The sequence below is a fragment of the Agrobacterium sp. 5Ca39 genome (genome assembly GCF_055382365.1).
This window is the reverse complement of sequence record NZ_AP026436.1, coordinates 497,438-523,090: the sequence shown is the minus strand read 5'-3', so window position 1 is coordinate 523,090 and position 25,653 is coordinate 497,438. Positions and strand designations below refer to the sequence as shown.

The following is a 25,653-nucleotide window of genomic DNA, read 5'->3' as shown; positions in this document are numbered from 1 at the left end:
CGACCTGTTGACGACATGGAACCGTACTCTCTCATCCGTCATGCCGGACTGGATTCGGCATCCAGCCACGGCGCGTCTGCGCCGTGAAGAGAGTTTTTCGCGATCAAGGACTTGATCGCGCTGGACCCCGGATCCAGTCCGGGGTGACGGAGCCCATAACCAAGCCTCCACCCACACATTCAGTCCACGAGTTTCGTTCTCAGAACTCCGTCCAGTCGTCACCCTTCACGGCCAGTGCCGCATTGCCGCGTGCAACGATCGGGCGGGCTTTCGGAGCGGAGGTGACCGGCGCAGGGGCCGGGCTTGCAACGCGCTGCATCTGCCGCGCCGTCTCCCGCAGGGCCGAGGTCTGGTGGCCGAGCTGGAACTGCGCCAGCAGCGCCTGGAGGTTGGCGCATTCCTGTGCGAGCCCCGCACCGGCCGCATTCATTTCCTCGACCATGGCAGCATTCTGCTGCGTGGCCTGATCCATGTGGTTGACGGCGGTGTTGACCTCGGAAAGGCCGGCAGACTGTTCCTGTGCTGCGGTCGCGATGGCGTCCATGTGGCTGTTGACGGAGAGCACCAGCTGCTCGATCTCGGAAAGCCCGAGGCCGGTATCGGCCACCAGCTTCACGCCTTCGCCCACCGCAACGGCTGACGTATTGATGAGCTGCTTGATTTCCTTGGCCGCATTGGCGGAGCGCTGCGCCAGTTCGCGCACCTCCTGTGCAACGACGGCAAAGCCCTTGCCGGCATCGCCCGCCCTCGCCGCTTCAACGCCGGCATTCAGCGCCAGAAGGTTGGTCTGGAAGGCGATCTCATCGATCACGCCGATGATCTGACCGATCTGACGCGAGGAATGTTCGATGCGTTCCATGGCGGCAACGGCATCGCGCACCACCTTGCCGGAAAGATCGGCCTTCGTCCGCGCTTCCCGCACCGTGTCGCGCGCTTCGCCGGCGCGTTTGGACGTGGCGGACACGTTGGCGGTGATCTCTTCCAGCGCGGCGGCTGTCTCTTCCAGGGAGGCGGCCTGCTGTTCGGTGCGGCGGGAAAGATCGTCGGATGCCGACGACACCTCGTGTGCGCCGCCATTCACCGTCTGCACGGACTGGCCGACGCTGGTCAGCGCTTCGCGAAGCTGGTGCACGGAGCTGTTGAAATCGTGCCGTAGCGCCTCGAATTGCGGCGCGAATGGCGTGGCGATCTCGCAGAGCATATCGCCCGAGGCGAGGCGGCGCAGGCCGCCTGCCAGCGAACCCGTCGCCTGGTTGAGCCGTGCTTCGGCTTCGGCCTCGGCACGCTGCTGCAGCTCGATGCGGTCGCGTTCGGCCTGTTCCCGGTTTGCGACGGCATCCGCCTCCAGCTGCCGATTGCGGATGGCGGCCTCACGGAAAACTTCCACGGCCCGGGCCATCTCGCCGATCTCGTCACCGCGTTTTGCGCCTGCGATATCGATTGCGAGATTGCCGCCCGACAGTGCCATCATGGCATTGGTCAGCCGGCTGATCGGCCGGGTGACGCGGCCGACGATGACGGCGAGCGAGACAATGCAGAGGGCGAGCGTGACCACGAAGACCGCGAGAAAGATCACCGCATCGGTGAAGGCTTCCTGTTTCGCCTTCTCGGCGTTGGCATCCAGCACGTCCATGGCGGCAGAAGCGATCTTGGCAATCGTGCCGAGATTTTCCGTGACGGTGGTGCGCCAGCTATCCATGGTAAAGGACGGCGTGCGGCCATTGTTCAGATCTTCGATGAGCTTGGTTCGCTGGGCGTTGAAATCGCCCTTGAAATAGGTCTTGTCCGCAGTGGCGTAGATGTCCTTGAGCGATTGCGGCGCCGATTCATGCGCCACGAGATCGCCCGTTGCTTTCCACGCGAAAGCCGCGCCGGCATCGAAGGCGCCCAGCTGCTGCATTTCCTGGGCGGTAAGAGGACGGTTCTGCGCCACAGCAGCGTTGAGGACAACGGTGGCGCTGCCACCAAGCGCGCGGGCGGACCAGCCGTAGGATCGCAGCTGAATGAGGCCTGTCTGGCCCTGATCCAGCGAACGGACGGCGCCTTCCAACGCAGTCGAGCCGGCTTCGAGAGACGCAAGGAAATCGGCGCCCAGCGTCATCACGGTCTTGTCGAGGCCGTTTTCGCGCCGATCAAGCGGCTGGGAAATATTGGCGTCCACCTTCTTTCGCAGGTCGACGAACTGTGCGTAGACATCGCTCACGCGCTTGAGCGGTCCCTGGAGCTTCGCATCTGCAATCGACGGAGACTGCGCGATAAAGGCCGTCATGGCGGCATCCACCTTCTGACGCGCCGCCTGCACGCTGGCGACGCTGCCCGCGGATTTCGAAGGATCGACAGTGAGCGCGGTGGCGCTGTCGCCGCGCTCACTGCGGAAATTCAGAAGTGCGTTGAAGAGAAGCTTGTCGAGCGCGACAAGCTGCGCAACCTCAGAAAAGGCGCTGGCGCGATTGACCGAGCGCCAGGCTTCGTTGCCGACCAGACCGGCAAGTGCAAGGCTGATGGTGAGAAAAAAACCTACAAGTACATTTCGAATGCTGAAAGACATCTGGCGGCCCCCGCTGCCCGGAAGTGAAGATGTCGCAAGCTACAATTCTGTTTTCTAAAATTGGATTAAATTACCCCCTGTTTTCAGGGTTTTTTTGCATCGCAAAAAAATGGCCATGACCGAACGAATGTCTGTCATGGCCGTTTCACGCGAATAGATGCAGAATTCAGACGTCTGCGCCGAGACGTGCCCATTCCATGTAAAGATCAAGCGCCTTGCGGGCGACCGGGCCGGCCTGCAGCTCGCGGTCGTCGAGCTTCACGACAGGCGAAACCTTGGAATAGTTGCCGGAGCAGAAGATTTCGTCGGCCTCACGGAAATCCTCAACCGAAAGCGTCGCTTCCCGCACGTCAAAACCGGCCTGGCGCAGAAGACCGATCACGCGTGAACGGGTGATGCCGGCAAGGAAGGTACGGTTCGGGACCGGCGTGAGAACGACGCCGTCCTTGACCATGAAGATGTTGGCGGAGGCGGATTCTGCGACATTTCCGTTCATGTCCCGCATCAGGGCGTTGTCGAAACCGCGTGAGCGCGCTTCCAGAATCGCGCGGCCGCTATTCGGATAAAGGCTGCCTGCCTTCGCGTCCGTCATTGCCGTTTCCGGCGAAGGGCGGCGCAGCGGCGAGACGGTGAGCGTCAGCGGCTTGCCGGCGTCCATCGGCGCTTCGAAAAGGCAGAGCGCAAACCGGGTGGAACTGGCATCCGGTGCAACGACGCTGCCGGGCATGCCGTGTTCGGCCCAGTACATCGGCTTGATGTAGATCGCCATCTTGCCATCAAATTTCTTCACGCCCTCGAGCGCCAGGGCCTCGATTTCCTCGGCGGTCATGGTCGGCTTCATGCCCATGTTGACGGCAGAGCGATTGACGCGCTGGCAGTGCAGATCAAGATCAGGCGCGACGCCATCGAACCAGCGTGCACCATCGAATACCGTAGAGGCCAGCCACATGGCATGCGAGGTTGGCCCGATGAGCGGCGGATTGCCAGGCAGCCATTGACCGTCAACATAGGTCCAGGTGGTTGATCGGGGTGCGGTATCGACGCTCATGATGGTCTCCTATCTCGAGCGTTTCCGTTCGGTAAAAAACGCTCCGTCTTTTTGTTCTGATGCATTGCCGGATGAGGAACGCTGTGCGCGCGCAACCTGGCATGTGCGGGAAATCGGCCGGAGTGAATGCCTCTCCCTCAATGAGGTCAAGTTTTAATTGCCGCGATTTCTGATTTTGATGGAAAATAACAAAGCAGCGGCCCCGGCAGGATGTTTTATGAGGCGAAACAAAAGGTTGGTGAATAGATTCATCACAATAATTCATCGATTGAATGATGGCGGGGCGATTTCGCCCATGCGATGCTGACGATCTGACAGCAGTCCGCAGGAGAAAAATCATGGCATGGTCCGCACAGCAATATCTGAAATTCGAAGACGAGCGGACGCGCCCGGCGCGGGATCTCCTGGCCCAGGTGCCGCTGGAGCGGGTGCTGAACGGCTATGACCTCGGTTGCGGTCCCGGCAATTCCACCGAGCTTCTGACCGACCGTTACGGCGTCAATGTCATCACCGGTATTGACAGCGATGATGATATGCTGGCGAAGGCAGCAGACCGGCTGCCGACCACCCGCTTCGGCAAGGCCGACCTCGCGCATTGGAAACCGGCGCAGAAGGCGGACCTGCTTTACGCCAATGCCGTTTTCCAGTGGGTGCCGGATCATCTCGCCATTCTTTCGCAACTGATGGACCAGCTGGAAAGCGGCGGCGTTCTGGCCGTGCAGATGCCTGACAATCTGCAGGAGCCGACGCATATCGCGATGCATGAGACAGGTGACGAAGGCCCATGGAAACAGACTTTTTCCGATGGCCGGTTGCGGCGCAAACCCCTGCCCGCACCTTCGGATTATTTCAATGCGCTTTCACCGAAATCCGTGCGGGTGGATGTGTGGCACACGATCTATAATCACCCGATGAAAGATGCGGATAGCATCGTCGAATGGGTGAAGGGCACGGGGCTACGCCCCTATCTCGCCGCCGCCGGCGAGGAGAACCGCGAAGCCTTCCTCGCCGACTATACGCGGCGTATCAGGGAGGCCTATCCGCCGATGGCGGATGGCCGGTTGCTTCTGCGGTTTCCCCGCCTTTTTGTCGTGGCGGTCAAGACGTAGGGCATCAGATGCGACGTGCGATTGTCACACGCGGACGCCTCCCCACCGCCCTCATTCCTGTGCCTGTCCCAGGAATCCAGCCAGCCCAAGTCCTTGGGCTGGCAGGGCTCTCCCCGCCGCGCAGACGCGCGTCGACTGGATCCCTGTGACAAGCACAGGGATGAGGAGAGTGCGGAGCAGGAGCGTGCGGAATACCGCGTGCATGGATGAGGATGGCTTTATTTGACCAACCCGGCCAAACCGCTTGTCATCAGCTCGCGAAGGCATAGACCCGAAGGCGATGGCTGTCCGGGTCGGCGGCCGTGAAGGTATAACCGAACTCCATTTTCGCTGGCTGCTGCAGCATGGCGACGCCTCTTGCCTTCCAGCTCGCGAAAGTCTCTTCCACCTGAAGGTCGTTTTCGACGCGGAAGGCGAGTTCGACGCCGCCGCCCGTAACGGATGCCTTCGGTTCCACCGTGTGCCGCGACCAGAGGCCGAGCTTCATGCCGTTGGCAAGGACGAAGAGGGAAAATGTCGGGGAGGCTTCGACGGGATCAACGCCCAGCAGGGCCTTGTAGAACTCGGTGCTGGCCGGCGGATTATCGACGTAAAGAATGGTGAAATCGGGGTGGGTCATGGTTGTTCTCCTGTGTTGCGGATGAACGGTTTCTAGACCCCGATGCTGTCAGTTTTTGTCAGCATGTTGCCGCCGCCGCTGTTTTTCCCGTTCGCGCCATTCTTTCAGCAGCACCTGGCGGCGGCGCGGATAACGGCCGTCGAGGGGACGAAAGCTTTCGATGCGGTCAGCCCGGAAACTGCGGTAGTCCTGCCGTGTCTCGCACCAGCCCAGCACCACCCGCACCAGATCGAAAAAAGCGAGTGCGAAAGGCCAGATAACCCGCTCCGTCACGTCTCCCTTTTCGTCGCGATAGGTGATGACGACCCTGCTTTCCCTGCGAATCGTATCGCGAATGGCCGCCAGATCGACATGGATGGCCGCAAGCCCCTGCCCCGGACCGACAAGCAGGGTGGAGTGATCGAGTTCCTCCCGCAGGGCTTCGGGCAGAACGGCGCCGATCTTGACGAGTGCGGCGCGCGCAGCCTCCGCCAGTCCGGCATCGGCGCGGCCCGCCACCCAGCGCGAGCCGAGCACCAGCGCCTCGATTTCGTGCTGGGAAAACATCAACGGCGGCAGTAGGAAACCGGGACGCAGCACATAACCCACGCCCGCTTCGCCCTCGATATCGGCGCCCTGCGCCTGAAGCGTTGCTATATCACGGTAGAGCGTGCGCAGGCTGACGCCGGTCTTCGCGGCAAGGGCTGCACCACTCACCGGCATGCGGTGGGAACGAAGAATCTGCAACAGATCAAGAAGCCGTTGTGAACGTGACACGCGACATTTCCTTCCACCCCGCACGGTCGGATCATCTATTGACGATGCCCGCGATAGACGCGTAGCGCTGCCAGCCGCCGTGCGCAACCACGCAAAAAAGGGTGGACAAGGCCGCGTAGCCAGCATGTAGATAAGGGTAGGGATTTCCACGCGCCCTCACTCGCCACAGGCATTTCGAGTTTCCACCATGATCGTTCGTCCAAAACCGAACCTGCTGCAGCTTTTCCTCATCGTGCGCGGCTCCATCATCGTCCGCATCTTTCCGCAGGTGCTTGCGGTTTTCCTGCTGTCGACGCTGGTGGTCTGGGCGCACAAGGATCGCCCGGATCTGGTGCCGGCGCTAAATGGAGCGCCGTTCTCGCTGCTCGGCATCGCGCTTTCCGTATTCCTCGGTTTTCGTGCCAATGCCTGTTACGACCGCTGGTGGGAAGCCCGCAAGCAGTGGGGCGCGCTGATTACCGTGGCCCGCACGCTGGCACGCCAGACCGTGATGCTGGAAGGCCGGCAGCATGTGGCCGATCCCGTTACCCGCAGACGGATCACCGATCTTGTCATCGCCTTCTGTCACGCGCTGGTCTCACATCTGCGTCCGGCGAATGCGACGGTCGCCACCGACCTCGTTCCGGAGGAACTTTCGCAGACCTATGCCCGCAGCCGCAACAGGCCGGACATGCTGCTGCGCGAAATCTCCGGCGCCATCGTCGCCGCTCATGGCAAAGGCCAGATCAGCGATATACAGTTGCAGATGCTGGATGCGACCGTGCAGCAGATGGGCGCCGCACAGGCTTCGTGCGAGCGCATTCGCCACACGCCGGTTCCTTTCGGTTATTCGCTGCTGCTGCACCGGACCGCGCATCTTTTCTGCCTTCTCCTGCCGTTCGGTTTCACCGATCTGCTCGGCTGGGCGACGCCTTTCACGAGTACGTTGATCGCCTATACGTTTTTCGGCCTCGATGCGCTGTCCGACGAGCTGGAGGACCCCTTCGGCACCGGCCTCAACGCGCTGCCGATCAATGCCCTTGCCACCACAATCGAGATCAATCTGCGCGAGGCGATCGGCGATACCGAACTGCCGGCCGATCCGCGTCCGGTGGATTACGTGCTGATGTGACTGGCGTCGCCGGGTTGAAACCGATCGTGCGGATACCAGTTAATGAAAGACGGCTTCCCTGCCCCCCGGCGTCCCGCGCCGGCCATGTTTCAGCAAACAGGAGAGACATCCCATGTATGACGTCAGCGCAAATGGCGCGAACATTCCCGCCCTCGGTTTCGGCACCTTCCGCATTCCGGAAGACGATGTCAGGCGCATTCTGCCGGAGGCGCTGAAGCTCGGTTTCCGCCATGTCGATACCGCGCAGATTTACAAGAACGAAGGGGCCGTGGGCGAAGTTATCGCCAAGTCGGGCATTTCCCGGCACGATATATTCCTGACCACAAAGGTCTGGGTGGACCGCTATCGCCACGACGATTTTCTCGCTTCCGTCGATGAGAGTCTTGCAAAGCTGAAGACCGACTATGTCGACCTTTTGCTGCTGCACTGGCCAAAGAGCGATGTGCCGCTTGCCGAGCGCATGGGCGCGCTGAACGCGGTGCGCAAGGCCGGAAAGGCACGCAATATCGGCATTTCCAACTTTAACGTGGCGCTGACCGAAGAGGCGGTGAAACTGTCCGACACGCCGCTTGCCACCAACCAGATCGAATATCACCCCTATCTCGACCAGACCAAGGTGATTGCGGCTGCGCGCAGGCACGGCATGTCGGTGACAGCCTATTACCTGATGGCCGACGGCAAGGTGCCGAACGATCCTGTTCTGAAGGATATCGGCGCGAAACACGGCAAGACCGCCGCGCAGGTAGCCCTTCGCTGGGCGGTGCAGCAACCGGATATCGTGGCGCTTTCCAAGACGGTGACGGAAAGCCGCCTCAAGGAGAATTTCGATATTTTCGATTTTGCGCTCTCGGAAGAAGAAATGCAGGCAATCCATGCGCTGGCAAAGCCGAATGGCCGCATTGTCAGCCCCGGCCACCTCGCGCCCGACTGGGACAACTGAGGCGACGGGGCCGTTTGGTCCCCCCTTATCGCTCGGTCAAGGCCAGCTTCGCCCCCAGCGCCACGAATGCGGCGGCGAAGCTGCGTCTCAGCCAGGCGAGGACCGCCGGGCGTGACACCACCTGCCGCCGGACCGAGGCGGCAAAGCTGCCATAAAGCGCAAAGACCAGAAAGGTCATGGCCATGAAGATCAGGCCGAGATCGACCATGCGCCATGTCGGCAAAGCCTCATCCGGCGCGATGAACTGCGGCAGGAAGGCAAAAAAGAAGATCGACAGTTTCGGGTTCAGCAGATTGATGAGGATCGCCTCACCGATGACGCGGGCGGCTTTTTGCGGCTGCCTCGTTTCATCGATCTTCAGCGCGCCATTCTCCTGCAGCGTGTTCCACGCCATGTAGAGCAGATAGGCGACCCCCAGATATTTGACCACGCTAAAGGCCAGCGCACTGGTGTGCAGGATGGCGGCAAGACCGGTGATGGCGGCGAGCAGATGCGGCACGATGCCGAGCGTGCAGCCGAAAGCCGCAATGACGCTCGCCCGCGCCCCCTGCGAAAGGCCGGCAGCCAGCGTGTAAACCACGCCGGTGCCCGGAGAGGCGGCAACGATGAAGGATGTGATGAGGAATTCGGGTGTCATGATGCGGTGTCCTGTGGGTGAAGGACGAGAGCATGGTGATGACTGGGGCGGGTGTCTTGGATGAAATTGCAGGGCCAAATCCGCACACCGTCACCCCGGCCCCCGAGCCGGGGTCCAGCGTGGTCAAGTCCTTGACCACGAAAGACTTCTTTCACGGCGCAGACGCGCCATGGCTGGATGCCGGATCTAGTCCCGCATGACGGAAGAGAGCGACGATCCGCCGCCCGTCGCCGCCCGGTAAACCGCCGGCGTCACCCCGAACTGGCGCACGAAAACGCGGTTCAGATGGCTCTGGTCGGCAAAACCGGCAAGGAAGGCAACCTCGGCCGGCGGCTTACCTCCGGCCAGCGCGTGCCGGGCCAGATGGACGCGCCGCTGGAGAAGATAGCTGTGCGGCGTCAGGCCGGTTGCTTTTGCGAAGGCGCGCAGGAAACGGAATTGGCTCATGCCGGCTTCCGCGGCCAGATCGGCAAGGCGGAACGGGTGGGCAGGGTCGTCATCGATGCTGCTTTTCGCGCGCCTGATGGTGTCGGGCGAGGTCACCACGGGCGGTTTAGCCGCCGTCTCCATCGCAGCCGCCAGAAGCATCAGCAAGGTCTCGTCGCTGTGCAGGGTTTCGCCCGGTCGTTCCTTTGCAGTGACGGCGGAAAAGACAGCGTTGAACCGCTCCGCCAGAGGCCTTGCATCAACAGGATAGGCGAATTCGAAAAAGCCGCGATCCTGCTCACAGACATCGGCAATGACATCGCGCACGATATCGATGTCGAGATAGAGCATCCGCCAGGCGCGGCCGCCCTCCCCGAGCGGGATACCGTCATGTATCTCGCCGGGATTGACGGTGATGACCTGACCGGCGGCCGCTTCCACCATGCCACGGCCGGAAAGCGATTTCTGCGCGCCGCGTTCGATGACGCCGATACCGAATTGATCATGCATATGGCGTGGGAAAGAACGATCGCTATCCGCCACTACGGCGACGACACCGGGCATGCTGGTTTTCGGCATCAGGAACCGGCCTTGGGCCATGAAAGCGCGCACTCCTCAGATAGGAGCGCGACGCTATCACAGGATGTCCCCATGCGACAGACGTTGCCGCTCAAGGATGCATATGGTTGATCATGGCGAAGACCTGATCGAAATTTCCGTTCTGCGCGGCAAACCGCAGCGGCTTGCAGCGTTCCACCACCACTTCCTTCTCGTCCGGACGATTTTCGAGGATATCCATGACCTCGGCAATGAAGGCATCAAGCGGCATGGCTCTTTCATCCTTCGCCTGCCCCTCACCCATCAGCGTCGTCTGCACGTAAGGCGGCACGATTTCGATGACTTCCACCGGCGTCTCTTCAAGCTGCTCGCGCAGAGCGACCGAATAGGCATGAATGGCGGATTTGGTGGCGCTGTAGGTGGGGGTCAGCACCATCGGCACGAAGGCGAGACCGGAGGAGACCGTCAGCACCGTCGCGGCGGGTTGCTTGAGGAAATGCGGCAAAAGCGCCGCCGTCAGGCGGATGGGTGCAAGAAGATTGGTGGCGATGGTTTCTTCGGCCGTGTCCAGATAATCCGGGGCTGCGGCGATGTCTTCCGGCCGCATGATGCCGGCATTGTTGATAACGGCGTTGAGAGTGGGATGGGCCTCTACGACAGCCTCTGCGAAAGCGCGGATGCCTGCCGCGTCCGTCGCATCCATCACCATCGAGGCCATGCCGGGATTGGCGGCCGTCACCTCGTCGAGCACGGCCTTGCGCCGGCCGGAAATGATGACCCTGTTGCCGGCCTTGTGAAAGGCCTCCGCCAGAGCACGACCGATGCCGGAACCGCCGCCGGTGATGAGAATGGTATTGCCAGAGATTTTCATGGGAACATCCTTTGCTTGTTGGCTGAAAGGAAGTTAGCTATGATACTCTCCAATCGAAAGTAGGCACCCAAAAGATTTATACTTACCAAATGGAGAGTGTAAGATGAAGCGGCATGCAGCCGACCCGGCCATCGAGAACCGGCGCAAGGTTCCGCCACCGACGGATACAGATCCGGCAATAGAGGCGCTGGTTCAGGACATCATTGCCAAGGTGGCCGACAAATGGACGATGCTCATTCTCGAAGTGCTGGAAGAGCACGGCACGCTGCGCTTTACGCAGATTGGCAAACATGTGGGCAATATCAGCCAGAAGATGCTGACGAAGACGCTGCGGCAGATGGAAAGCGACGGGCTGGTGCGCCGCACGGTGCATCCCGTCATTCCCCCACATGTGGATTATGGCCTGACGAACCTTGGCCGCACGCTGGGCAGCGCTTTTTGCGGGGTGTGGATATGGGCGGAAACGCACCATGCCGAAATAGAAGAGGCGCGGCGCCTGTTCAACGAACAGCCCCCACGCCCCGCGATGGAATAGTCCGGCTCAGGCGAACTGGCTGAGGCCCGGGACCGAGGCGATCACCTGATCGACGGTTTCATCGCCGGCATGCTGGCGGGCAGCGGCGATGGTTTCCTTGGCGAGGGTGGAAATCTCGCTCATGCCAAGGCCCTGGCTCATCAGCTGCTGGCCAAGCCCCATGATGCCGCCGCCGCCGATGGCGCTCATAAGGCCACCAAGCAGACCGCCGCCGCCGGCACCTTCGCCATTATACTGCGCCACCAGATCGCTCGCGCCGGGAATGGCTTCGATCATCCGCGCGATCGGGCCGTCGGCAGCCTCGCGCTGGAGAAAACCGAGAATCATGCCAATGGCCTTTTCAGCCAGTTCAGGGTCGATCCCCGCCTTTGCGGCGATCTGATCCACGACTTCGTTCATTCTTGCCTCCTGTTGAAAAACGACGTCAACTTCTGCGAACTGACGTTAACGTCAACGTAAAACAATCTCATGTGGCATTCAAGCGGCCATGAGCGGTGCGGCAACTTTCATCAAGCGCTTTTTCTTCATCGCCATCAAGCAGTTGTTGCGCCTTGAAACTGCCCTTATAAGATCATCACAACCAAACTATGAAAAGGCTGCCTCCTTCCGGGGTGTCCCTATCATGCCGGAAGACTTTTAATTCGGACATGACTTTTGCAAAATCCGCCGCGATTTTACGGGTCATGTTTCAGCCGCAGGAGAAAATGGTCGATGTTGCAGGACGGACAGCTCTATATCGGCACCAGCCGCAATCCGGATGACAGCCTGAACAAGGGTGAATATCTGGAACTGAAATTCGGCAACCGCCACGGCCTCATCACCGGCGCGACAGGCACGGGCAAGACCGTGACGCTGCAGGTTCTGGCAGAAGGTTTTTCGAAGGCCGGCGTTCCGGTCTTCTGCGCCGATATCAAGGGTGACCTTTCCGGAATCGCAGCCGAAGGCGAAGCGAAGGACTGGGTGCAGAAGCGCGCCGAACAGATCGGCTTTACCGATTTTTCCTACGGCAAGTCGCCTGTCATCTTCTGGGATCTCTATGGCGAAAAAGGCCATCGCGTGCGTGCCACCATCGCCGAAATGGGGCCGCTGCTGCTCGCCCGGCTGATGGATGCTTCCGAGGCGCAGGAAGGCGTTCTCAACATCGCCTTCAAGATCGCCGATCAGGGCGGGCTGCCGCTGCTCGATCTGAAAGACCTGCAATCGCTCCTCAACTATATGGGCGAAAACGCAACGGAACTCTCCAACCAGTTCGGCCTGATTTCCAAGGCTTCGGTCGGTTCGCTGCAGCGCGGGCTGCTGGTTCTCGAACAGCAGGGCGCTGCCAATTTCTTCGGCGAGCCGGCGTTGAAGATCGCCGACATCATGCGTGTGGGCACCGATGGTCGCGGCACGGTTTCGGTTCTCGCCGCCGACAAGCTGATGATGAACCCGCGCCTTTACGCCACCTTCCTGCTCTGGATGCTCTCCGAACTCTTCGAAGAGCTTCCCGAGGTCGGCGATCCGGAAAAGCCGCGTCTGGTGTTCTTCTTCGATGAAGCGCATCTGCTGTTCAACGATGCGCCGCGCGTGCTGGTGGAGCGTGTGGAGCAGGTCGTGCGCCTCATCCGCTCCAAGGGCGTCGGCGTTTATTTCGTGACGCAGAACCCGCTCGATGTGCCGGAGACCGTGCTTGCCCAGCTAGGCAACCGCGTGCAGCATGCGCTGCGCGCCTATACGCCGCGCGAACAGAAAGCCGTGCGCACGGCAGCCGATACGTTTCGACAGAACCCGGCCTTCAACACGGCAGATACCATCACCACGCTCGGCACGGGTGAAGCGCTGATCTCCACCCTGCACGACAAGGGTGCGCCCTCCATCGTCGAGCGCACGCTCGTCAGGCCACCATCCGGCCGCGTCGGACCGCTGACGGATGCGGAACGCAAATCGCTGATCGATCTCAGCCCCGTCTCCGGCCAATACGACAGGGATATAGACCGGGAATCGGCTTTCGAGATTCTTGCCGCCCGTGCCCAGAAGGCGGCGGAGGCCGAGGCTGCGAAGCGTGCTGAAGAAGAAAATGCCCAAAACCAGTCCGACAACGCCTCCGGCCGCTGGCGCCTGCCCGGCTTCGGTGATGACGAACCTGCGCAAAATTCCAGCGGCTCACGCAACGGCGGCACGCGCCGTTCCGGCTACCAGCGCGAAACGGTGATCGAGGCCGCGATGAAAAGTGCTGCCCGTTCGGTCGCGACTTCGGTGGGCCGCGCCATCGTGCGCGGGATTTTGGGTAGTTTGAAGCGATAGCAACAAGCGCGCCGCCCGCTCTCGATGGAGCGGGCGGCGCTTGATTGGCGTGGTTATCACTTCTCGCGGTAGAAGATCATGCCGCCGTGGTAGAGAATGTCGTCCACGAATTCGCCATCGGCCGTAAAGCCGGTGTCGTCCCAATAGTCGATGTGGTTTCCCTTTACCTCATATCGTCCCTGATAGGCGCTCTTGCGGTTACCCCGCGCCTCGTCATAGCGGCCATTGGGCAGAAGTTCCTGACGAACGTGGCCATCGCCGGTGACCCACATGCCGACATACGGATGGTTCTGGATCTCCGCGTTTTCGGTCATGTTCACTTCCGTGGCGTTGCTAGATTTGCGGTTCTCCCCTTCGGCGGAAGCCGCCGCAAGCAGAAGCGCAACCGATGTCGATACGATGTTCATTGTCTCTCCACTCCCGTTGCGGCATTGGCGCGGCGCTCCTCGAACAGTTCCGCAAGCGTGCGTGATGCGGCGATGGCTTTTGGGAAACCGGCCGGGACGGTGATCAGATAGATCATCTCCTTCAGCTCCTCGTCGGTTGCGCCCACATTCAGCGCATAGCCGGCATGGACCTTCATCAGATCACGCTCGCCAAGGGCCGCCATGACAGCGACGGCGGCCAGCTGGCGGGTGCGGTTGTCCAGCCCCGGCCGCGACCATACCTCACCCAGGGCATATCCCTCCGTTGCTTCCGCCAGGAACGGAAACTCCTGCCGCATGCGTTCCAGATTGGCTTGCGGCTGGCCATTATTGAGACTGCGGACGACATCATCGCCGCGTTTCAACCGGTCATCCGGATACTGCGTATTTGCGAGCGCGACGGCATTTCCCGCGAGCATTGCAATCGCAAATGCACTTGAAAAAATGGTTTTCATCTCAATCTCCTCAGGCAGCGGTTGGGCGGACGACGATTTCGTTGACGTCCACATCGTCAGGCTGTTCGATGGCGTAGCGCACCGCGCGGCCGATCGCGTCCGGCTTCAGGGCGATGGCCCTGTAGCTCTGCATCAGTTCGGCGGCGGCCGGGTCGGTGATGGTGTGGGCGAGTTCGCTTTCCACCACGCCGGGGTGAATGCAGGTGACACGCAGGTCGCGGTTTTCCTGCCGCAGCCCGTCCGAAATCGCCCGCACGGCAAATTTCGTGGCGCAATAAACTGCCGCCGTTGGCGAGACCGCGAGCGCGCCAATTGAAGCGATGTTGATGATGTGGCCGGAGGCACGTGCGGTCATCTCGGGCAGAACGGCCGCCACGCCATAGAGCACGCCCTTAATGTTGACGTCGATCATGCGGTCCCATTCATCGACCTTGAGCGACGACATCAGCGACAGCGGCATGATCCCGGCATTGTTGACGATGACGTCGATCTCGCCAAACGCCTTGCGGCCTGCCTCGGCAAAGGCTTCGACGCTGTGCCTATCGATGACGTCAAGCGGATGGACGACGACCTCAGCCCCTGTCTCGCGCAGTTCTTCGGCCAGCGCCTCAAGGCGATCCAGCCGGCGCGCGCCGAGCACCAGTTTTGCGCCGGCGGCGGCCAGCTCTCGCGCAATGCCTTCACCTATCCCGCTCGATGCACCCGTGATGAGAACAACTTTGTTCAATGTCATGGCTATCTCCTTGCTGTTACGGTCGGCTTTTTCGAAATCGACCGTTGCAGGGAAGATAGCGCTCAGGCATTGTCGCGATAACCGCCTTAATAGTTACCTCAATGGATAGAATTTCTAACCAATGAACATTGATCTCAATGCCGTCTCAACGTTCTGCCTTGTCGCCGAGGAACGGAATTTTCGCGCTGTCGCGGACAGGCTGGGTGTCACCCGCTCCGCTGTCAGCCAGACCATCCGCAAGCTTGAGGAGACGATGGGAATCGCGCTCGTCCAACGGACAACCCGCAGCGTGAGCCTGACGGAAGCGGGACAGCAGCTTTACGCTGATGTCTCCTCTTCTATAGACGCGATCTCGCAGGCGGCGCAGGCGGCCTCGTCGCTTGGCGGCACGGTGCGCGGTCAGCTTCGGCTGGCGGTGTCGTCCATTGCAGAACGTTTCTTGTCGGGACCTCTGCTCGCAAGCTTTGCCGAGGCACATCCCGAAGTGCAGCTCGACATCGTCGTGACGGATGAAGAATTCGATATTGTCGCCGAGCATTATGATGCCGGCGTGCGTTTGGGAGAGCTTATCGAACAGGATATGATTGCCGTTCCGGTATCAGTTCCCCAGCGGCAGCTTGCCGTCTGTTCTCCTTCCTACCGGGACCGATTCGGCCTGCCCGGCCAGCCACGCGAGCTGATCGAGCACAGGTGTATCGGCTGGCGGCCTCGTCCGGGTATTGCGCCATATAGATGGGAATTTGCCGAAAGCGGCCGGGAGTTTGCGGTGGCGGTGGAGCCTGCTTTCACCACCAACGACATGCAGCTGATGATCAAGCTCGCCTGTGCCGGTGCAGGCATTACCTTTGGCATGGAAGAGACATTCCGGCCCTATCTGGAGCGCGGAGAGCTTGTTTCCATGTTGGAAGACTATTCGCCCAGCTTCGCAGGGTTTTATCTCTATTATCCCAGCCGTCGCAACCTTGCGCCGAAGCTGCGGGCCTTTATCGATCATGTTCGCCTGTCGAGAGAACGGTGATCTGCCGGACGTTGCTCCGGCAGATCGTCAGCAACAGACTTATTTCTTCTGCGAGACCAGCGAGAAATAGGCGCCCTGCGGATCGACGCAGTTAACGATCCAGCTATCGCCGGGCACTTCCATCGGGCCGTTGACCATCTGTCCGCCCCCGGTGCTGACTCGGGTGATGGCGTCATCGATACCATCAACATTGAAGTAATAACCCCAATGGCAGACGGGAACCTGCGGCATGCGTTTCATGATGCCGCCAACGGCTTTGCCGTTATGGGCGAAGATGCGGTACGGGCCCATTTCGCCCATGTCGAAATCATGGTCCTTGGTCCAGCCGAAGACATCGCCGTAGAAGGCCATCGCTTCATCGACATTGTCGGTGAAGAGTTCGTACCAGCCGACATGGCCCTGTTTCGCTTGTGTATCCTCAGGGAAACCGCCGGTTTCCATCGGCTGCGGCGTCATGATGCAGAGCACGGCGCCATAGGGATCGGCCACCACGGCAAAGCGGCCGATTTCCGGGATGTCCTGCGGCGGACGTCGGATCGCGCCACCTTTTTCGGCAAAACGTTTTGCCGTCGCGTCCACATCGTCGACATCGACATAGGCCGTCCAGTTCGGCGGAATGCCCTGGCCCTTGTGCTCGTCGGTCAGTTCCATGACGCCGCCCATGCCCTTGCCGTCGGCTTCCAGCACGAGATAGGGCATTTCCGGCGAGCCGAAATCCTTGGTCTGCCAGCCAACGACATGACCATAAAAGCGGGCGGCCGCTTCCATGTCGGGTGTCATCAGCTCGACCCAGATGAATTTTCCATGCGTATCGGACATTGTCGTCTCCTATGGAGGGTTTGGCGGGTGTTTCGGCAAGCGCCCGCCGCAGGGCGCGGCGGCACGTTCGTTCAGATCAAGTCCGGGCGAGCTTTACGACTTGCGCCGGAACTCCGATGTCATGAAGGTCTTGAATGTGCCGTCCGGCTGCCTGACGCTGCCGGAGAAACTGCGGTGATTGTCATCATGCAGCACCAGCACGTCGTGATAGGTCGCGGTGCCACCGGAACCGTCGAAAGCGGGGCCTTCCGCTTCCAGCGTCAGGGTCTTGCCGTCCTCTTCCAGCCAGCCCTTGTAGACCCAGAGATGCGTCATCATCGACCCTACCCAGGTGCCGACAAAATTGCCCTTGGCCGAATCGAAGCCGACCGTTATGACGGCCGTCATCCGGTCGCCGTCAGGCATCCTGCCGGAGCCTTCGCCGATGACCCACAACCCGCCGATGGAGCGGACGGTCTCCGTAAAACGCTGGTCCGGATCATCAGGATCGTATCCTTCATGGCCGGCAACCATTACCCAGTCGCCGACGAGCCTAGACAGGAATTCGTGTTCCTTCTGCGGCTTGACGCTTTCCATTTCCATTGTCGTCTCCTCCTCTCGTCTTGCCGTTTTCAGTGGCAGCAGGATGCGGCTTTCGGCGCGTCCTCATATTGGTCGTGGCGGCGCACCCAATCCATTACACCCTCTTCATTACGGCCTTTTGGCACCAGATCGAGCAGCATCAACGTGCCGAGCGTCTGCTCCGCGCCGCGGGCATAAGTGGAATAGGTGTGATAGATCTTGCCGTCCTCGCCCCTGGCGAAAACGCTGATGCCGTGCAGGTCCTTCAGGTCGCCATAGGGCGCCATGTCACGGTAATTGTAGGTGATTTCGCCGCTTGCCATGTCCTCGTCGCGAAACGAGGCCTGATAATCGTAATTGAAATCCGTGCCTGCGGCTGAAACCCAGGGGAATTTCCATCCCATGCGGTTTTTGTAGCTTTCGATCTTTTCAAGCGGTGCCCGCGACACCGCGACGAAGCCAGCATCGCCATGCTTGAGATGGATCAGCGCGCCATCGACGTGATCGGCGAAGAAGGAGCAGCCAACGCAGCCCTCCTCCCAGTCCGGCGCCAGCATGAAGTGGTAGACGATTAGCTGACTGCAATCACCGAACAGCTCCTGCAGCGATTTGGGGCCGGAAGGCGCGTCGAAGATATAATCCTTCGTCACCTCCTCCCACGGCAATGCGCGACGGGCTTCGTTCAGCCTGTCACGGGCACGGGTCAATTCCTTTTCCTTCACCAGCAGATCGCGGCGGGCCGCAAGCCACTCCTCTTTTGAAACGACGGGATGAGACATGATCTTTCCTCCTTGGATCCGTCCTTCACCTCGGCGCCGCTCCGTCCCAACGGCCGGCACCGCCTATTTCTGTGCTGAAAGGCAACAAACAGTCTGCAGAGCACCAAGTTCCGCTTGACTAATTAGGTTGATATCAACATATTTAGCGCATGTCAAACGTCAGCGTGATTCCTTTTGCGACAACCATTCTCGTGCGTGATTCCTGCCTGTGCCTGCATGCACAGCGTGCGGCACGGGCGCTGGCACGGCTGTTCGACAATGCGTTGAAGCCGGTGGGCATCAACAATGGTCAATTTTCGCTGCTGATGTCGCTGAACCGCCCGGAGCCGCCTCCGATGGGGCCGGTCGCCAATCTTCTGGCGATGGACCGCACGACGTTGACGGCGGCGCTGAAGCCGCTGGAACGGCGCGGGCTGGTCAGCATCGAACAGGACCCGAAGGACAAGCGCGGCAAACGGCTGCGGCTGACGGCTGAGGGGATGGCCGTACTCGCCGCCGCGTTCCCGATATGGGAGCAGACCCATGCGGAAATCGAAGCAAAGATTGGAAGCGGTGACCCTGAAAGACTGCGCCGCGACCTCATCGATCTTGGCTGACAGGGGCGGAGCGCCCCGGCAAGACTGTCATCCGGTTGTCGCGCCGGAGAGCGAAACTGAACGAAACCCAATTCAGGAGGAATGATCATGCGTGCAATCGTTTTTGTAAAAGCCACAAAAAGCAGCGAAGACGGCGTGATGCCGACGACGGAACTGATGGAGGCAATGGGGAAATTCAACGAAGAACTGGTCAATGCCGGCATCATGCAGTCCGGCGACGGCCTGCACCCCTCCTCCAAGGGTAAGCGCGTGATCTTCGACGGCGACAGCCGCACCGTGATCGACGGTCCCTTCCCGCACACCAACGAGCTGGTCGCCGGTTTCTGGATCTGGAACGTGAAGGATATGGACGAGGCGGTGGAATGGGTGAAACGCTGCCCGAACCCGATGTTGGAGCGCAGCGAAATCGAAATCCGCCCCATGTTTGAAATGGAAGACTTCGGCGACGCGGTGACACCTGAAATCGCCGCTCATGTCGAAGAACTGCGGGCGCGTGTCGGCAACCAATGACGCCAGCGGGCCGAACGAGCCCGGCTGAAAGGATCAGGTGCGGCATCGACTACCTCTCCCACCGGGTAGGCATTGCCGCATCGCCCCTTCCCACCCCTTCTCAAAGTGGGTTGCAACGGATCGCCGCCGCTGTTAATGGTCGGACGGTTCAACCCGTTTCAAGAAAGGAGGCTTCGCATGGATATTTCCTGCTTCTGGCGCAATCGTCAGCTCTGCCACCTTTTTGCCCTGCGGACACGTTTGCAGGGCTGACCGGAACACCACCCCTCTGGTTTGCCTAAAAGGCCGCGCAGGACGCAGTTCGTCTGCCATTGCGCATAGTTTCACGACGGATCACCGATAACCGAAACCCCGTCCTGCACGCGCAGGCAACGGTGCGGGTCCGTCTTCGCCAGAGACGACATCATGACCATCATTACGCTGCGTAACCTCGGTATCATCCTTGGCAAACCGCTTTTTTCCAATCTCAGCCTTACCGTGAATGCGGGCGACCGCATCGGCATCGTCGCCGCCAATGGTTGCGGCAAGTCCACCCTGCTCAATTGCCTGGTGGGCGACATGGAGCCCAGTAGCGGCGACATCACCCGGCTGCGCGGGCTCACCCAGTCCATCGTGCGCCAAAATCCGCCTGCCGCCCTGATGGAGCTAACCATGCGGGATGCCGTGCTTTCCGCCCTGCCGGCGGATACGATCGATAGCGAAAGCTGGCGCGCAGACATCATCTTCGATGACATGCTGGTGCCGGAGCCGTTTCGCGAGCGTCGCCTGAAAGAACTGAGCGGCGGCTGGCAGAGGCTTGCCATGCTGGCCAAGGCCTGGATCACAGAGCCTGACGTGCTGCTGCTCGACGAGCCGACCAACCATCTCGACCTTGAAAAGATCAACGTGCTGGAAAGCTGGCTGGGCGCCCTGCCGCGCGACACGGCCGTCATCATCGTCAGCCACGACCGCGCCTTTCTCGACAATGTCACGCGGACGACGCTTTTCCTGCGGCCTGAGAACTCGGCGCTGTTTCGCCTGCCCTATGGCCGTGCGCGCGCGGCGCTGGAGGAGGAGGACGCCGCCGATGAGCGGCGTTTCCAGCGCGACATGAAAACCGCACAGCAGTTGCGCCGGCAGGCGGCCAAGCTCAACAATATCGGCATCAATTCCGGCAGCGATCTCCTGACCGTTAAAACCAAGCAATTGCGCGAGCGCGCGGAAAGGATCGAGGAGAAAGCGCGCCCTGCCCATATCGAACGATCCGCCGGCAAAATCCAGCTCGCCAATCGCGGCACCCATGCCAAGGTTCTGGTCACTCTGGAGGATGTTCCCGTCTCGACGCCGGATGGAACAGTGCTGTTCCGCACCGGCCGGCAATTCATCCGCCAGGGCGACCGCATCGTCATTCTCGGTCGCAACGGTGTCGGCAAGACGCGGCTGATGTCACTGCTGCAGGCGGCGGTGACGGGTGATGGCCATATTCAGGAGGGCATCAAGGCCACGCCCTCGCTAGTAGCCGGATATGTCGACCAGTCGCTTGCCGACATCGATGACGACAGCACGCCGGCGACGCTTCTCTCGCATCGCTTCGACATTGGCGACCAGCGCATCCACGGCCTGCTCGCCGGCGCCGGCATCGACATGGAAATGCAGAAACGCCGGATCGCCACGCTCTCAGGCGGGCAGAAGGCGCGACTTGCCATGCTGGCGCTCAGGCTGGCGGAGCCGAATTTCTACCTGCTGGACGAGCCGACGAACCATCTGGATATCGAGGGACAGGAAGCGCTGGAGGCGGAAATCATCAGCCGTGAAGCCAGCTGCGTCTTCGTTTCGCATGACAGGAGTTTTGTGCGGACGGTAGGTAACCGCTTCTGGCTGATCGACAAGCGCAGGCTGGTGGAAGTTGACGACCCGGAAGCGTTTTTCGCTTCCGCCTGACATCATCGGCCCGCCAAGAGGATGAAACAGAGAACGCCCGTCAGCCCAGCAGGCTGGCGAGGCGTGGATCACCGGCAAAATCCGCGGCCGAAAAACCGGTTCGCCGCATCGGGAATTCGCACAGCGCCTGCACCCCGGTTTTCGAAAGATGGATGCGCCAGCTCATCCGCTCCACCGGCGATTTTTCGGCAAAGGCCTTCGGCGACAGGATGGCAATGTTGAGGCCGCCTGCCGGATCGCGCACCGAGCGGTAGAGGATGGCCTCGATCCGGGCGAGACGCGCCTGATCCGCCAGTGTCTGACAAGCTTCGTAATTCGTGGGATCAGTCCACAGGGCCTCGTCGCGGTTGAGTGCCGGTTCGGTCAGATCCAGCGCGGCATCGGTGGCGACGCGGGCGGCAAAGGCGGAATAATCGGCTGGATTGGCAGGCAGCGGCGTGCCAGGCGATTCGGCGTAGAACAGCAGCCGGTAAAAGGCCATTTCAGCAAGCGCCGTTTCCACCTTCGCGGCGGCGTAATAAACGCCTTCGGTATAGCCCGCGCGGCGGAACCGCGAGCCATGCGGATAGGCTGCGCCATAACGGAAGGGCGTCGCGAGAAGATAATCAAAACCGGCGCATTCGGGTGGAAACGGCCGCTTGCTCGCCTCCAGAATATCTTCCAGCAGCGATTGCTCTTCCACCGTATCCACCAGCTTCATGGTGGAAACCTGGTGCTGCGCCTCCACCAACCGCCAGTATTTTCCCGCCGCAGCGCGTTTTTCAGACAGGAGCGCGTCGGGCGTCCAGATAGGAGAGGACATCGATCAATCCGGTAATGGTAGTCAGCTTGTCGGCAGGTACGGCGCCGAGCGCCGTATTATGATTGCGCAGCCAGCTTTTCGCCACGGCCTCGTCGCCGCCGGCAATCGCATCCAGCGAACGGAAAACCCGGATCAGCAACACAGCCAGTTCAAAGGATTTGGCACCCGGCTCCAGCAGGAAATCAAGCCGCTTCATACGCGACACCGTGGGCGCGGAAACGCCAAGAATATCCGCCGTGCGGGCGGCATTCAGGCCGAGCCGCTCCGCGGCGGCGATAACAGCCTTGGTGACGACCCTGCCTTGCGATGCGGGGTCCGCGGTGGCCTTGGTGTGAATATTCATGGGTCTATCCTTTCCTTGGAAAGAATATAGCACATTTCTTTCTGCAAACAAGAAGGGCGGAATGAACGCAGGAATGACGATCCACTGCCCAAGCCTGATATTTATCGTGTGCAGGGCGCCCCGCCCCGTCACCCCGGACTAGATCCGGGGTCCAGCGCGATCAAGTCCTTGATCGCGATAGACTCCTTTCAAGGCGCAGACGGGCCGGGGCATGGATGCCGGATAGTCCGGCATGCGGAGGAGACGTCGCGGTCCACTTCAGGCCGGGATGAACCCGCCCCACATTTAAGACCTGAAAAATCAGGCTACCGAGACCGGCACTTCCGTGGAGGTGCGCATGGCGTGGCTGTAGGGGCAGACGATGTGCGCAGCAGCAACCAGTTTTTCAGCAACTTCGCGCTCGACACCAGGAATATTGGCCTTCAGCGAGACTTCGATGCCGAAGCCGCCGCCGTCTTCGCGCGGGCCGATACCGACGGTTGCCGTCACAGTGGTGTCTTCAGGAATCTTTACCTTTTCCTTGCCGGCGACGAATTTCAGGGCGCCGAGGAAGCAGGCGGAATAACCGGCTGCAAAAAGCTGTTCCGGATTGGTGCCGCGGGCGCCATCACCGCCCAGTTCCTTGGGAACAGTGAGTGTGACGTCGAGAACGCCGTCTTCCGACTTGGCGTTACCGGCGCGGCCACCGGTGGCAGATGCTTTGGTCGTGTAGAGAATTGGCATGACATTTACTCCTTCGGGTTGGCGTTGAGGCTCTTATAGCGAACAATTGAATTGTGCGCAATATAATTTTGCACATTGAATGCGAATTCGTTTTTTGCGATAATTTTCACGAAATTTCGCCGCGCATCCATGCGGCAGGAACCGAAAGCGGGGGCCGATTGTTCCCTCCCCGGTTGATTTTGGAGCAGGAAAATGGGTGCAGAGGGCGACGACAAGAAGATGGAAAGCCTGCTGAGGCTGGACCAGCAGATATGTTTTGCGCTTTACGGCGCGGCGCATGCCTTCACAAGGGCCTACAAACCGCTGCTCGACCCAATCGGGCTGACTTATCCGCAATATCTGGTCATGATGGCGCTATGGGAGAAAGAGACCTCCACCGTCAAGGCGCTCGGCGAAATGCTGGGGCTCGATTCCGGCACCCTTTCCCCGCTGCTGAAAAGGCTGGAGCATGCGGGGTTGATCACCCGCAAGCGCGGGACGGTGGACGAACGACAGGTGCTGGTGGCCCTGACGCCAAAGGGTGCGAACCTTAAAAAAGAGGGCGTGAAGATCATGGCGGCGATCGGCAATGCCACTGGTTGCGGTCTGGAAGAGCTGGTGCAGATCCGCGACCGGGTGAATGCGCTGAAGGACAGCCTCACCCGACCCTGACGTAACAAAAAAGGCGGCACGGAGCCGCCTTTTTTCATATGGAGAAGTCTCGGCTCACTGCCAGACCACGACACGCGCCTTCTGCGGCACGCGGTCGTAGAGATCGATGACGTCCTGGTTCATCAGGCGCACGCAGCCGGAGGAGACCGCCTTGCCGATGGAGTTCCATTCCGGCGAACCGTGCAGGCGGTAAAGTGTGTCCTTGCCATTCTGGAAGATATAGAGCGCGCGGGCGCCGAGCGGGTTCTTCAGGCCCGGCGGCATGCCGCCGTTCTTGGAGGAATATTTGGTGAGTTCCGGCTGGCGGGCGACCATTTCGTCCGGCGGTGTCCACTTCGGCCATTTCTGACGCCACTGGATGACGCCCTCGCCCGACCAGGCGAAACCTTCGCGGCCAATGCCGACGCCATAACGCATGGCGCTGCCGCCCGGCTCCACCACGTAAAGGAAGCGCGAACGCGTATCGACGACCACGGTGCCTGGACGTTCGCCCGTCGGATCAACGACCCGCTGGCGGTAATAACGCCGGTCGATTTTCTGATACGGCACAGCAGGAATGACGTAACCGCCATCCTCGACCGAGCCGTACATGACGGCCAGTTCCGCGTCGCTGACGCCGGACGAGAACATCTGGCGGAAATCGCTGCCAATGGCACTTGCCTGCTGGCGGATGGCGTCTCCCGTGCCCGATGAGGCGCAGCCTGCGAGAAGCGAAGCGGAAGAAAGGCCAAGAAGGGAAAGAAAGGTGCGTCTGGAAAGATCTGTGTCGGTGCTTGTCATAAGGCCGGTTTGTCCCACATTTCGAACGGCTAGATCGCCGTTGTACGTCATTTGTTCCGTATCATGCGTATTGCGAAAATAGTTAACCGACCGCTAAAAGCCAGTCACAAGCTGCTGGCGGAATGGGTCCCCTATCTCTTTCTTTTAGAACGTGTTCAGATAACCACAATCTGCGCACCCTGCGGCACGCGCTCATAGAGATCGATCACATCCTGATTGAGCATGCGCACGCAGCCGGAGGACGTCGCTTTACCGACAGACTGCCAGTCCGGCGTGCCATGCACGCGGTACAGCGTGTCCTTGCCATCCTTGAAGATATAAAGCGCGCGTGCGCCGAGCGGATTGTTCAGACCCGGTGTCATGCCGCCATTGGCGGCGGAGATGGAGGCGAGTTCCGGCTGGCGCTTGACCATTTCATCGGGCGGCGTCCAGCGCGGCCACTTGGCCTTCCACTGGATCTTGCCACGGCCCGACCAGGCGTAACCGTCACGTCCCAGCCCGACGCCATAGCGGATGGCCTTGCCGCCGGATTGAACGAGATAAAGGTAATGCTGCTTCGTATCGACCACGATGGTGCCAGGCGCTTCCGCCGTCTGGTAGCTGACTTCCTGCCGGAGATAACGCGGATCGATGCGGCCATAGGGAATGGCCGGCAAGGAGCGATCCTCATCGCGGATCGGGCCATACATGACACGGTGCAGCGGATTGGAGACCGGCAGACCATAGGCCACCGCCTGGCCTTGGCTCTGACCCTGGGGCACATTATAGCCCTGCACCTGCGGGGCCTGCAGCCCCTGGCCGCGCACCGGCGGGCCATATTCCTGATGGAAGCGGGTTCGGAACAGATCCGGCGGGCGCGTCGAAAGCTGGCCCGGCTGCGGCGGCAGTTCCGGCTGGCGATTGGAGCTGACGGAATTGAAATTGAACACTGGCGCCGTTTCCCTGACGAAGACGTCCGGATCCATCCGGGTCGTATCCGTCACGAAAAGGCAGCCGCTCATCAGGGGCAGCAGGGCAAGCCCGACCAGAGAGGCCGCCCGGCGACCGTTTTTCAAAAGGAGTGCTATCATCTGAACCGCTTCATGGAATCCAATCTG

At 60.6% G+C, this 25,653-nt stretch carries 29 protein-coding genes; 10 read left to right on the top strand and 19 right to left on the bottom strand.

The window, feature by feature from the left end:
• Positions 1-199: 199 nt before the first annotated feature.
• Together ACZ47E_RS02505 and ACZ47E_RS02500 are read right to left on the bottom strand one after the other, a co-directional pair.
• A complete protein-coding gene (locus ACZ47E_RS02505) occupies positions 200-2,548 on the bottom strand; it encodes a methyl-accepting chemotaxis protein (RefSeq protein WP_278067292.1) in 2,349 nt (782 codons plus the stop codon).
• Positions 2,549-2,714: 166 nt separating this feature from the next.
• Positions 2,715-3,596, bottom strand: coding sequence for a branched-chain amino acid aminotransferase (locus ACZ47E_RS02500; protein WP_004440555.1), 882 nt, complete (start codon positions 3,594-3,596; stop codon positions 2,715-2,717).
• Positions 3,597-3,934: 338 nt separating this feature from the next.
• On the opposite strand from ACZ47E_RS02500, the gene tam reads away from it, so the two are divergent.
• Positions 3,935-4,705, top strand: coding sequence for a trans-aconitate 2-methyltransferase (tam, locus tag ACZ47E_RS02495; RefSeq protein ID WP_004440553.1), 771 nt, complete (start codon positions 3,935-3,937; stop codon positions 4,703-4,705).
• Between the two features lie 250 nt (positions 4,706-4,955).
• Here the strand turns inward: tam and ACZ47E_RS02490 are convergent, their stop codons facing one another.
• Complete coding sequence (locus ACZ47E_RS02490; protein ID WP_004440552.1) at positions 4,956-5,324, bottom strand: VOC family protein; 369 nt, start codon at positions 5,322-5,324, stop codon at positions 4,956-4,958.
• Between the two features lie 48 nt (positions 5,325-5,372).
• Positions 5,373-6,080 (bottom strand): helix-turn-helix transcriptional regulator, encoded by a 708-nt coding sequence (locus ACZ47E_RS02485; RefSeq protein ID WP_060942517.1) that lies wholly within the window; start codon positions 6,078-6,080, stop codon positions 5,373-5,375.
• Positions 6,081-6,267: 187 nt separating this feature from the next.
• Here ACZ47E_RS02485 and ACZ47E_RS02480 point away from each other — a divergent pair, with 187 nt between their 5' ends.
• Both ACZ47E_RS02480 and ACZ47E_RS02475 read left to right on the top strand, forming a co-directional pair.
• Complete coding sequence (locus tag ACZ47E_RS02480; protein ID WP_278067291.1) at positions 6,268-7,191, top strand: bestrophin family protein; 924 nt, start codon at positions 6,268-6,270, stop codon at positions 7,189-7,191.
• A 112-nt stretch (positions 7,192-7,303) separates the two neighbouring features.
• Entirely contained in the window at positions 7,304-8,131 is an 828-nt protein-coding gene (locus ACZ47E_RS02475; protein ID WP_278067290.1) for an aldo/keto reductase, read from the top strand.
• Positions 8,132-8,156: 25 nt separating this feature from the next.
• Here the strand turns inward: ACZ47E_RS02475 and ACZ47E_RS02470 are convergent, their stop codons facing one another.
• The 3 genes from ACZ47E_RS02470 to ACZ47E_RS02460 form a co-directional block, all read right to left on the bottom strand.
• Positions 8,157-8,768 (bottom strand): LysE family translocator, encoded by a 612-nt coding sequence (locus tag ACZ47E_RS02470; protein ID WP_220330037.1) that lies wholly within the window; start codon positions 8,766-8,768, stop codon positions 8,157-8,159.
• 186 nt (positions 8,769-8,954) lie between these two features.
• A complete protein-coding gene (locus ACZ47E_RS02465) occupies positions 8,955-9,794 on the bottom strand; it encodes a helix-turn-helix transcriptional regulator (RefSeq protein ID WP_278067289.1) in 840 nt (279 codons plus the stop codon).
• Positions 9,795-9,864: 70 nt separating this feature from the next.
• Positions 9,865-10,623 carry an SDR family oxidoreductase gene (locus ACZ47E_RS02460; RefSeq protein WP_077986740.1) on the bottom strand — a complete coding sequence of 253 codons (759 nt, stop codon included), beginning with the start codon at positions 10,621-10,623 and terminating at the stop codon, positions 9,865-9,867.
• A 103-nt stretch (positions 10,624-10,726) separates the two neighbouring features.
• Here ACZ47E_RS02460 and ACZ47E_RS02455 point away from each other — a divergent pair, with 103 nt between their 5' ends.
• Positions 10,727-11,158, top strand: coding sequence for a winged helix-turn-helix transcriptional regulator (locus ACZ47E_RS02455; RefSeq protein ID WP_006700031.1), 432 nt, complete (start codon positions 10,727-10,729; stop codon positions 11,156-11,158).
• 6 nt (positions 11,159-11,164) lie between these two features.
• On the opposite strand, the gene ACZ47E_RS02450 is transcribed toward ACZ47E_RS02455, so the two are convergent.
• Positions 11,165-11,557, bottom strand: a complete 393-nt coding sequence (locus tag ACZ47E_RS02450; RefSeq protein WP_004440538.1) for a hypothetical protein — start codon at positions 11,555-11,557, stop codon at positions 11,165-11,167.
• A gap of 312 nt (positions 11,558-11,869) precedes the next feature.
• On the opposite strand from ACZ47E_RS02450, the gene ACZ47E_RS02445 reads away from it, so the two are divergent.
• Positions 11,870-13,441, top strand: a complete 1,572-nt coding sequence (locus ACZ47E_RS02445; RefSeq protein WP_278067288.1) for a helicase HerA-like C-terminal domain-containing protein — start codon at positions 11,870-11,872, stop codon at positions 13,439-13,441.
• A gap of 56 nt (positions 13,442-13,497) precedes the next feature.
• Here the strand turns inward: ACZ47E_RS02445 and ACZ47E_RS02440 are convergent, their stop codons facing one another.
• From ACZ47E_RS02440 to ACZ47E_RS02430, 3 genes are read right to left on the bottom strand one after another with little or no spacing between them, the layout of a single operon-like run.
• Positions 13,498-13,848 (bottom strand): Atu4866 domain-containing protein, encoded by a 351-nt coding sequence (locus ACZ47E_RS02440; RefSeq protein ID WP_004440535.1) that lies wholly within the window; start codon positions 13,846-13,848, stop codon positions 13,498-13,500.
• Entirely contained in the window at positions 13,845-14,321 is a 477-nt protein-coding gene (locus ACZ47E_RS02435; RefSeq protein WP_207588800.1) for a carboxymuconolactone decarboxylase family protein, read from the bottom strand. The genes ACZ47E_RS02440 and ACZ47E_RS02435 overlap by 4 nt, the downstream gene beginning before the upstream one ends.
• A 10-nt stretch (positions 14,322-14,331) precedes the next feature.
• Positions 14,332-15,054: an SDR family oxidoreductase gene (locus tag ACZ47E_RS02430; protein WP_037091684.1), complete on the bottom strand. Its 723-nt coding sequence runs from the start codon at positions 15,052-15,054 to the stop codon at positions 14,332-14,334.
• 121 nt (positions 15,055-15,175) lie between these two features.
• Between ACZ47E_RS02430 and ACZ47E_RS02425 the strand changes: the two genes are divergently transcribed.
• Positions 15,176-16,072, top strand: coding sequence for a LysR family transcriptional regulator (locus tag ACZ47E_RS02425; RefSeq protein WP_278067287.1), 897 nt, complete (start codon positions 15,176-15,178; stop codon positions 16,070-16,072).
• 39 nt (positions 16,073-16,111) lie between these two features.
• Here the strand turns inward: ACZ47E_RS02425 and ACZ47E_RS02420 are convergent, their stop codons facing one another.
• The 3 genes from ACZ47E_RS02420 to ACZ47E_RS02410 form a co-directional block, all read right to left on the bottom strand.
• Positions 16,112-16,891: a VOC family protein gene (locus ACZ47E_RS02420; protein ID WP_278067286.1), complete on the bottom strand. Its 780-nt coding sequence runs from the start codon at positions 16,889-16,891 to the stop codon at positions 16,112-16,114.
• A gap of 93 nt (positions 16,892-16,984) precedes the next feature.
• Positions 16,985-17,473 carry a DUF1579 domain-containing protein gene (locus tag ACZ47E_RS02415; protein ID WP_174150758.1) on the bottom strand — a complete coding sequence of 163 codons (489 nt, stop codon included), beginning with the start codon at positions 17,471-17,473 and terminating at the stop codon, positions 16,985-16,987.
• A 29-nt stretch (positions 17,474-17,502) separates the two neighbouring features.
• Positions 17,503-18,231 (bottom strand): DUF899 domain-containing protein, encoded by a 729-nt coding sequence (locus ACZ47E_RS02410; protein ID WP_004440526.1) that lies wholly within the window; start codon positions 18,229-18,231, stop codon positions 17,503-17,505.
• A 149-nt stretch (positions 18,232-18,380) separates the two neighbouring features.
• On the opposite strand from ACZ47E_RS02410, the gene ACZ47E_RS02405 reads away from it, so the two are divergent.
• The 3 genes from ACZ47E_RS02405 (at position 18,381) to ACZ47E_RS02395 (ending at position 21,257) form a co-directional block, all read left to right on the top strand.
• Positions 18,381-18,827 carry a MarR family winged helix-turn-helix transcriptional regulator gene (locus ACZ47E_RS02405; RefSeq protein WP_006700023.1) on the top strand — a complete coding sequence of 149 codons (447 nt, stop codon included), beginning with the start codon at positions 18,381-18,383 and terminating at the stop codon, positions 18,825-18,827.
• A gap of 87 nt (positions 18,828-18,914) precedes the next feature.
• Positions 18,915-19,337, top strand: coding sequence for a YciI family protein (locus tag ACZ47E_RS02400; RefSeq protein ID WP_004440523.1), 423 nt, complete (start codon positions 18,915-18,917; stop codon positions 19,335-19,337).
• Positions 19,338-19,742: 405 nt separating this feature from the next.
• Positions 19,743-21,257 (top strand): ABC-F family ATP-binding cassette domain-containing protein, encoded by a 1,515-nt coding sequence (locus tag ACZ47E_RS02395; protein ID WP_077986734.1) that lies wholly within the window; start codon positions 19,743-19,745, stop codon positions 21,255-21,257.
• Between the two features lie 40 nt (positions 21,258-21,297).
• On the opposite strand, the gene ACZ47E_RS02390 is transcribed toward ACZ47E_RS02395, so the two are convergent.
• The 3 genes from ACZ47E_RS02390 to ACZ47E_RS02380 form a co-directional block, all read right to left on the bottom strand.
• The gene (locus ACZ47E_RS02390) at positions 21,298-22,059 is read right to left on the bottom strand and encodes an RES family NAD+ phosphorylase (protein ID WP_004440518.1); all 762 of its coding nucleotides are present in this window, start codon (positions 22,057-22,059) and stop codon (positions 21,298-21,300) included.
• The gene (locus tag ACZ47E_RS02385) at positions 22,019-22,402 is read right to left on the bottom strand and encodes an MbcA/ParS/Xre antitoxin family protein (protein ID WP_004440515.1); all 384 of its coding nucleotides are present in this window, start codon (positions 22,400-22,402) and stop codon (positions 22,019-22,021) included. The genes ACZ47E_RS02390 and ACZ47E_RS02385 overlap by 41 nt, the downstream gene beginning before the upstream one ends.
• Positions 22,403-22,702: 300 nt before the next feature.
• Positions 22,703-23,125 carry an organic hydroperoxide resistance protein gene (locus ACZ47E_RS02380; RefSeq protein WP_003509379.1) on the bottom strand — a complete coding sequence of 141 codons (423 nt, stop codon included), beginning with the start codon at positions 23,123-23,125 and terminating at the stop codon, positions 22,703-22,705.
• A 192-nt stretch (positions 23,126-23,317) separates the two neighbouring features.
• On the opposite strand from ACZ47E_RS02380, the gene ACZ47E_RS02375 reads away from it, so the two are divergent.
• Positions 23,318-23,776 (top strand): MarR family winged helix-turn-helix transcriptional regulator, encoded by a 459-nt coding sequence (locus tag ACZ47E_RS02375; RefSeq protein ID WP_004440509.1) that lies wholly within the window; start codon positions 23,318-23,320, stop codon positions 23,774-23,776.
• Positions 23,777-23,830: 54 nt separating this feature from the next.
• Here ACZ47E_RS02375 and ACZ47E_RS02370 read toward each other — a convergent pair whose 3' ends face one another.
• Together ACZ47E_RS02370 and ACZ47E_RS02365 are read right to left on the bottom strand one after the other, a co-directional pair.
• A complete protein-coding gene (locus ACZ47E_RS02370; RefSeq protein ID WP_004440507.1) occupies positions 23,831-24,556 on the bottom strand; it encodes a L,D-transpeptidase in 726 nt (241 codons plus the stop codon).
• Between the two features lie 155 nt (positions 24,557-24,711).
• Positions 24,712-25,626: a L,D-transpeptidase gene (locus ACZ47E_RS02365; RefSeq protein WP_004440506.1), complete on the bottom strand. Its 915-nt coding sequence runs from the start codon at positions 25,624-25,626 to the stop codon at positions 24,712-24,714.
• Positions 25,627-25,653 lie beyond the last annotated feature (27 nt).